General features: G+C 69.5%; 5 protein-coding genes. 4 read left to right on the top strand and 1 reads right to left on the bottom strand.

All coding sequences use genetic code 11. The features are described from left to right. Positions 1 to 113 precede the first annotated feature (113 nt). Entirely contained in the window at positions 114 to 2,351 is a 2,238-nt protein-coding gene (locus ACJJVL_RS12265) for an ATP-dependent Clp protease ATP-binding subunit (RefSeq protein WP_405219040.1), read from the bottom strand. Between the two features lie 222 nt (positions 2,352 to 2,573). Here ACJJVL_RS12265 and ACJJVL_RS12260 point away from each other — a divergent pair, with 222 nt between their 5' ends. The 4 genes from ACJJVL_RS12260 to ACJJVL_RS12245 are packed head-to-tail and all read left to right on the top strand — an operon-like array spanning position 2,574 to position 7,238. After that, positions 2,574 to 3,284, top strand: a complete 711-nt coding sequence (locus ACJJVL_RS12260) for a TnsA-like heteromeric transposase endonuclease subunit (RefSeq protein WP_405219038.1) — start codon at positions 2,574 to 2,576, stop codon at positions 3,282 to 3,284. Between the two features lie 9 nt (positions 3,285 to 3,293). Further along, positions 3,294 to 5,321, top strand: a complete 2,028-nt coding sequence (locus tag ACJJVL_RS12255) for an integrase (protein WP_405219036.1) — start codon at positions 3,294 to 3,296, stop codon at positions 5,319 to 5,321. Next, positions 5,318 to 6,385, top strand: coding sequence for an ATP-binding protein (locus ACJJVL_RS12250; protein ID WP_405219034.1), 1,068 nt, complete (start codon positions 5,318 to 5,320; stop codon positions 6,383 to 6,385). Before ACJJVL_RS12255 ends, ACJJVL_RS12250 begins: the two co-directional genes overlap by 4 nt. Continuing rightward, entirely contained in the window at positions 6,354 to 7,238 is an 885-nt protein-coding gene (locus tag ACJJVL_RS12245; RefSeq protein WP_405219032.1) for a TniQ family protein, read from the top strand. Before ACJJVL_RS12250 ends, ACJJVL_RS12245 begins: the two co-directional genes overlap by 32 nt. The last annotated feature ends 36 nt before the right edge of the window (positions 7,239 to 7,274 follow it).

Below are 7,274 nucleotides of genomic sequence, written 5' to 3'. Positions count from 1 at the left end.
GGCTTGCGTTGTGCGGAGGGCCAGGTGGGTGGGCAGGCGCGGCGGCAGCCGGGCCGAGCCGGCGGCGGCAGCCGGGCCGAGCCGGCGGCGGCAGCCGGGGCGGGCTCGGGCCGCTAGAGGTCGTCGAGGGGCTCGCCCTCGACCACCTCCGGCTCGTCGTTGCCCTCGGCGTCGAACGACCACCGGGCGGGGCGCTCGGCGTCGGCGGGGCCGAGCCAGAGCTCGCCGCCGCCCGGGGCCACATCCACGACGACGGTGTCGCCGTCGCGCACTTCGCCGGCCAGCAGCGCCCGCGCCAGCCGGTCATCGATCTCGCGCTGCATGAGCCTGCGCAAGGGCCTCGCACCGTACATCGGGTCGTAGCCGCGCTCCCCCAGCCACTGCGTGGCCGCATCCGACACCTCAACGGTGAGCCGACGCTCGCGCAGCCGCCGGTCGAGCCCGCCGATCTGGATCTCGACGATGGAGCCCAGCTCCGCAGGCGACAGCGCATCGAAGATGACGATGTCGTCGAGCCGGTTCACGAACTCGGGCTTGAACGCCGCTCGCACCGCGCCCATCACCTGCTCGCGGCCCTGCGCGTGCGGGATCGTCGGGTCGGTGAGGAACGCCGAGCCCAGGTTCGAGGTGAGGATGAGGATGGTGTTGCGGAAGTCGACCGTGCGGCCCTGGCCGTCGGTGAGGCGGCCATCGTCGAGCACCTGCAGCAGCAGGTCGAAGACCTCGGGGTGGGCCTTCTCGACCTCATCCATGAGGATCACCGAGTAGGGACGGCGGCGCACCGCTTCAGTCAGCTGCCCGCCCTGCTCGTAGCCGATGTAGCCGGGAGGGGCACCGACGAGTCGCGCGACCGAGTGCTTCTCGCCGTACTCCGACATGTCGATGCGCACGAGCGCCTTCTCGTCGTCGAAAAGCAGCTCGGCGAGCGCCTTCGCCAGCTCGGTCTTGCCGACGCCGGTGGGGCCGAGGAACAGGAACGAGCCGGTGGGCTTGTCGGGGTCGGAGACGCCCGCGCGGGTGCGGCGCACGGCATCCGCCACCGCGCCGACCGCCTGGCGCTGGCCGACCACGCGGCGCCCCAGCTCGTCCTCGAGCGCCAGCAGCTTCTCGGTCTCTCCCTGCATCAGGCGGCCGACGGGGATGCCCGTCCAGGCGGCCACGACCGAGGCGATGTCGTCGCTCGTGACCTGGTCGCCGACCATGCGCGCGCCCGCCTCCGCAGCCGACGCCTCCGCTTCGTGCAGCTGCTGCTCGATCTTCGGTATCTCGCCGTAGAGCAGGCGGCTCGCGCGCTCGAGGTCGCCCTCGCGCTGCGCTCGCTCTGCTCGGCCGCGCAGCTCGTCGAGCGACTCGCGCAGTCCGCCGATGCGGTTGAGGCTCGAGCGCTCGGCCTGCCAGCGCTCGTCGAGCTCGCTCAGCTGCGCGCGCAGCTCGACGAGGTTCTCCTCCAGCGCAGCGAGGCGCTCCTTCGACGCGTCGTCGCGCTCGCGCTTGAGGGCGAGCCGCTCGATCTCCATGCGGTCGACGGTGCGACGCAGCTGGTCGATCTCGGTCGGTGCCGAGTCGATCTCCATGCGCAGCCGACTGGCCGCCTCGTCGATCAGGTCGATCGCCTTGTCGGGCAGCTGGCGCGCGGTGATGTAGCGGTTGGAGAGGGATGCCGCGGCGACGAGCGCGCTGTCGGCGATCGTCACCTTGTGGTGGGCCTCGTAGCGCTCCTTGAGCCCGCGCAGGATCGCCACGGTGTCCTCCACGCTCGGCTCGCCCACGTACACCTGCTGGAAGCGGCGCTCCATGGCCGCATCCTTCTCGATGAACTCGCGGTACTCGTCGAGCGTGGTCGCGCCGATGAGGCGCAGCTCGCCGCGGGCGAGCATGGGCTTGAGCATGTTGGAAGCGCCCTGGCTGCCCTCGGCGGCGCCAGCGCCCATGATGATGTGCAGCTCGTCGATGAAGGTGATGATCTCGCCGCCGGCCTTGTCGATCTCGGCGAGCACGTTCTTCATGCGCTCCTCGAAGTCGCCGCGGTACTTGCTGCCGGCGATCATCGCGTTGACGTCGAGGCCGACGAGGCGCTTGCCCTTCAGGCTCTCGGGCACGTCGCCGGCCACGATGCGCTGCGCGAGCCCCTCGACCACAGCCGTCTTGCCCACGCCGGGCTCGCCGATGAGCACCGGGTTGTTCTTCGTGCGTCGCGAGAGCACCTGGCTGATGCGCCGGATCTCGCTGTCGCGCCCGATCACGGGATCGAGCTTGCCCGCCCGCGCGATCGCGGTGAGGTCGGTGCCGAACTGCTCCAGCGCCGACTTCTGGTCTTCTTGATCCGGCGACATGCCGCCCATCCTTGCCATGGATCCCCCTGATTCGTGGATGAGCCTCCCCGACCCATCTGTGCTGTTCTCAAACTTGAGTGGTGTTGACTCAAGTTTACTCCGGATGCACGCGAATGGCTAGTTGCATCGCGTGCTCACGCAGCATCGATGTAGATTCTCAATTTCGGTGGCGCATTCTCAATTTCGTGGCGCAACCGTGTCGCAGCTTCTCAATTTCGTGGCGCAGCGCATCCTGGATGCATGAGCGGCGACCAGCTGCCTGAAGCCGAGGTTCGCTACCTCACCGAGGACGACGAGTCGATCGACACGACACTCGCCAAGGTGGACCTCGCTCGCCTCGCCCGAGCCAGACCGGTCCGACGCGTCCGGTCCTACGCGCGGCAGCGGCACTACTCCGGGCTGTACTGGTCGTTCAAGAACCGCGATCACGTCGTCTACGAGAGTCGACTCGAGCTCGCAAGGCTCTTGGTCGCCGACATCGATCCAGCTACACAGCGCATCGCCGCACAACCGATGCAGCTGGTCGGAGTTGACGGCTCGCGGATGCGACGGCACGTGCCCGACTTCCTCATCGTTCGCATTGACGACCGCCCGCTGGTGGTCGACGTGAAGCCCGCCCGGTTCGCCGCAAAGCCCGAGGTGGCGGACGTGCTCCGTTGGACCGCGCGGCTGTGCTCAGCGCGCGGACTCGACTACCAAGTGTGGAGCGGCACGGACCCTGTCGTCATCCGCAACATCGAATGGCTACAGGCCGCCAGGAGGCGCCCGCTGCCGGTTGCGACGCTGATCGAGAAGATCCGCGGGATGGCCGAAACTCCGATCCCGCTCGGCCAGCTCTTGAGTCAGACTTCGGCGACGCACCAGGACCTGTTCCGGCTCGTCTGGCACGGAACCTTGCAACTCGAACTCGCAAGCACGCTCAGCGACGAGACAGCCGTCTGGGCAAGTTAGGAGCACAACATGGACACCCGCTCGATCGAGATCATGCCGGGATCGGAGATGTGGTTCGAGGGCGAATTGGTCGAGGTCCGCGAGTTGCGCGCCGACTCGATCCTCTTCGCCACGGGGACCGAGATGCGAACGGTCGCGACCCGCGACTTCGTCGCACATGCGACTGCCCTCGGTAACCATGATCCGGAACCTCAGCTACTCCAGCAGCCGACGAACGTGGTGCTCAGTGCGCTCACCACCAAGCAGCGTGAGGCAGTGGAGACGAAGATGCGTGCCGTGCGGGCCGTGCTCGAAGCTGCTGAAGACCAGGAGATCTCCGTGCGCCATGCGTGCGACAGCATGGCGCACGAGCTCGGCATCCCTACTCGAACACTGCAACGCTGGGTCTCGGTGTTCCGCGACGCGGGTGAGGCAGGCCTGGTGTCCTCCCGCGATCTCGGTCGCTACCAATCCTCGGTCGACGCTCGCTGGGATGACGCCTGCCTGACCGTGCTGCGCGAATACGTCTCGTCGTCCACCCCCACCAAGGACCTCGTCATCGACCGCACCGCCCGACGACTGGACGAGCAGTACGGGACCGGGATCGTCCCCCTCCCCTCGCGGGCGACGGCCTACCGGCGCGTGAAGGAGCTGTCGAAGGGCCGGCACGCGTTCGGCTCCGCGAAGCAACGCCGCTCGGTCGCCGATCGGCCGGCCGGACCGTTCGGCAGGCTGCGCGCGACCAGGCCGGGCGAGTACGTCGTCCTCGACACCACACCGCTGGACGTCTACGCGATGGAGGCCGCGACCGGGCGGTGGCTGCCGGTCGAACTGACGGTCGCGCAGGACCTCTACACCCGCTGCATCCTCGGACTCCGGCTGACGGCCGTGTCGACGCGCTCGGCGGACGTCGCGAACGTCCTCTTCCAGTGCACGACCACGCGCATCGATCTCGATAGCGAGCAGAGCTGGCCCTTCCACGGCGTCCCCCGCAACGTCCTGATCGGCACGGAAGTGCCCGACGGCGTCTCGCAGGAGCGCCTCGCTGGGCTGCCGGCGTGCCTGCCGGAGACGCTCATCACCGATCACGGCAAGCCCTACCTGTCGGCGCACATCATCGCCGCCTGCGCGCGGCAGGGCATCTCCATCCAGCCGGCGATCCCGCACAAGCCGACCGACAAGCCCACGATCGAGCGCTTCTTCCGCACCCTGCGCGAGGGGCTGCTGCAGCGCCTGCCCGGCTACAAGGGCCCCGACGTGCACCACCGCGGTGCCGACGTCGAGGCCCAATCGTTCTACTTCGTCGAGGAGTTGGAGCAGATCATCCGCGACTGGGTCGGCACCATCTACCACCGCACCAAGCACGACGGGCTCTGCGTTCCGGAAGTCCCGGGCACCGAACTCACGCCGGCGGAGATGTTCGAGGTCGGGCTGGCCAAGACCGGCGGCCTCTACATCCCCACCGATCCCGACCTGCCCTTCCAGTTCCTCGACGTCGCCTGGCGCACCATCCAGCACTACGGCGTCGACATCGACGGCCGCCGCTACGACGGCGACGCACTCACCGGCTACCGCAACCAGCGCTCCCCCTACGGCGGCGCGCACTCGGGCAAGTGGCCGATCCTCGTCGACAGCCACGATGTGCGGACCGTCTGGTTCCAGGACCCGGAGACGCGCCAGTACGAACCGCTGGCGTGGGAGCACGCGGCCGCACTCGATCAGCCCTTCTCCGCCACCGCGGCCGAGTACGTGAAGCAGCTCGCGCTGCAGCAGGACCGCTTCGTGGAGCCGCGCGAGGCGGTGCGGCAGCTGCTGGCGGCATGGTCGTCCGACGAGCGACTCGACCGAAAACGGCGCGCGACGGCACGGAAGATCGGTACCCGGGCCGCGAGGGGCAGCGTCACCGCGTCGGGTCGAGCACAACCGCCGGATGTCTCTGCCGTTATCGACCTCGCCACCCAGCGCGCGCAGCGCCGCCAGCTCGAAGCGCAAGACGACGTGGATGCACTGTTCGAGCAGTACTTCCGCGAGCACGACGAGATCGGGCTCGAAGAATGAGCAACTCCTGGGCCGCATGGCTGCGCGACTGGGACACCCAGCCGTTCCAACTCGCCACCAAGACCGGCTGGGACGCGTTCGTCAACAGCCCTGCGCGGCCGCGCCCGCCCGACCTCACGGCTGTCGAACTGCGTGGGATGCGCGAGGACGAACGGGCTGACTGCTGCGAGGCGCGGCACGTGTGGAACGCGAACCCGCCGACGATCCGCACCCCGCAGATGGACCACGCCTTCGAGCTGATGGACCAGGTGCTCGCCTCCGCACGGCGCGACGGGGACCGGCTGCGCGGCGCGGTCGTCATCGACGCCGAGCCCGGGCAGGGGAAGACCACCATCGCCACCGGCTACGCCAAACGGCTGCACCGGCAGCAGTACCGCCGCTACGGGCCACGCACGGCCGACGGGCACCAGCGACTGCCGGTCGCGTACGTGCCTCTCACCGCCGACGTCACGCTGAAGGGCCTCAACCGGCAGATCCTGCGCTTCTACGGCCACCCCACCGCGCAAGCGGCCTCCACCACCGACCTCACCCGGGCGGTCGTGGACTGCGCGACCAGCTGCGAGACGAAGCTGCTCATCATCGACGAGGTCCACTTCGTGAACCTGCGCGTCCGCAACGGGCTCGACGTCAGCAACCACTTCAAGGGCCTCGCGAACCAGATCCCGGCCACCTTCCTGTTCGTCGGCGTCGGCCTGGCCGAGAAGCGCTTCCTCGACGAGGGCCTCATCGGCGAGGAGCGCGCCATGGCGCAGACCTCCCGCCGCACCACCCGCTGCACCGTCCCCGCCTTCTCCATCACCACCGACGCCGGCATGCGCGCCTGGACGCTCATGCTCGACCGACTCGAGGCACACCTGCACCTGGCCGACCATCAGCCCGGCACCCTCGCGAGCCATGCCCGGCTGCTGCACGAGCGCACCCAGGGCAGGATCGCGTCGCTGACGACGCTGATCGACCGCGCCTGCTACCACGCGATCCGCGACGGCAACGAAGCACTCGATGCCGACATCCTCCAGCAGGTGAGCGTCGACCATGCCGCAGAGCAAGCCCGCCGCAGCGCCTGACCCACCCGCCCGAGCGAGCCTGCGCGGCATCCCCGGCGGCTACACCCTCACCGGCTGGCCCCTGCACGTGCCACCGGCCGACGGGGAGACGACCCTCGGCTGGCTCCGCCGCGCCAGCCACCGCCACGGCCTCACCCCCAAGCGCATGCTGCAAGCACTCTCCCCCAGACCCCTCGGCGCCGCGAGTCACCTGAACACGTGGATTCGCTCCGCCGACCGGGCAACGGCATTGCTCGGCTTCCCCATGCCGCCACCCGACCCCGCGATCCCGAAGCGCGAGAACCTACACGGCTGGCAGATCGACGCGCACCCCGACGGCGCACGCTACTGCCCGGCATGCCTGGCCGAGGACGGCGTCTGGCGCGCCAACTGGCGCGAACCCTGGGCACTGACCTGCCCGCAGCACCACATCCGGCTGCTCGACCACTGCCCCGCCTGCGGCGGCCGACCCTGGCACAACCGCGCATGGCTCACCCTCAAGCTCGCGCCCTCGCTGTGTGCGCAACGCGTCCGGGGCCGCACCGGCAGGAACTGGTGCGGCAACGAGCTCGGCGCCGCGACCAGCGTCCCCGTCGACGAGCGGGCCGTGCACGCACAGCATGTCCTGCAGCGCACGCACCCCGTGGGCGAGCAGCCCCGTGGCGACCACCGAGAGTTCGCCGGCATGCTCGTCACCGCGAAGCAACAGGCGGGCCTGCTGCACTGCTTCTACGAGCTCGCCGGCGGCGCCGAGACGCACGACCCCATCGAGGCGGCGATCGCGGCCGTCGACGCGTTCGAGGCGCTGCGCGACGGCGACGACGAGCACCCAGTGAGTATTCGTCTTTCTGGGGGCCACTGCTCGCGCGCGTGAGCGCCACTTCGGTCATGCACGATTCGCGTGCTTGAG

Source organism: Agrococcus sp. Ld7 (assembly GCF_045064095.1).
GTDB lineage: Bacteria > Actinomycetota > Actinomycetes > Actinomycetales > Microbacteriaceae > Agrococcus.
The sequence above is the reverse complement of the archived record's forward strand: the minus strand, read 5'-3'. Positions and strand labels throughout refer to the sequence as shown.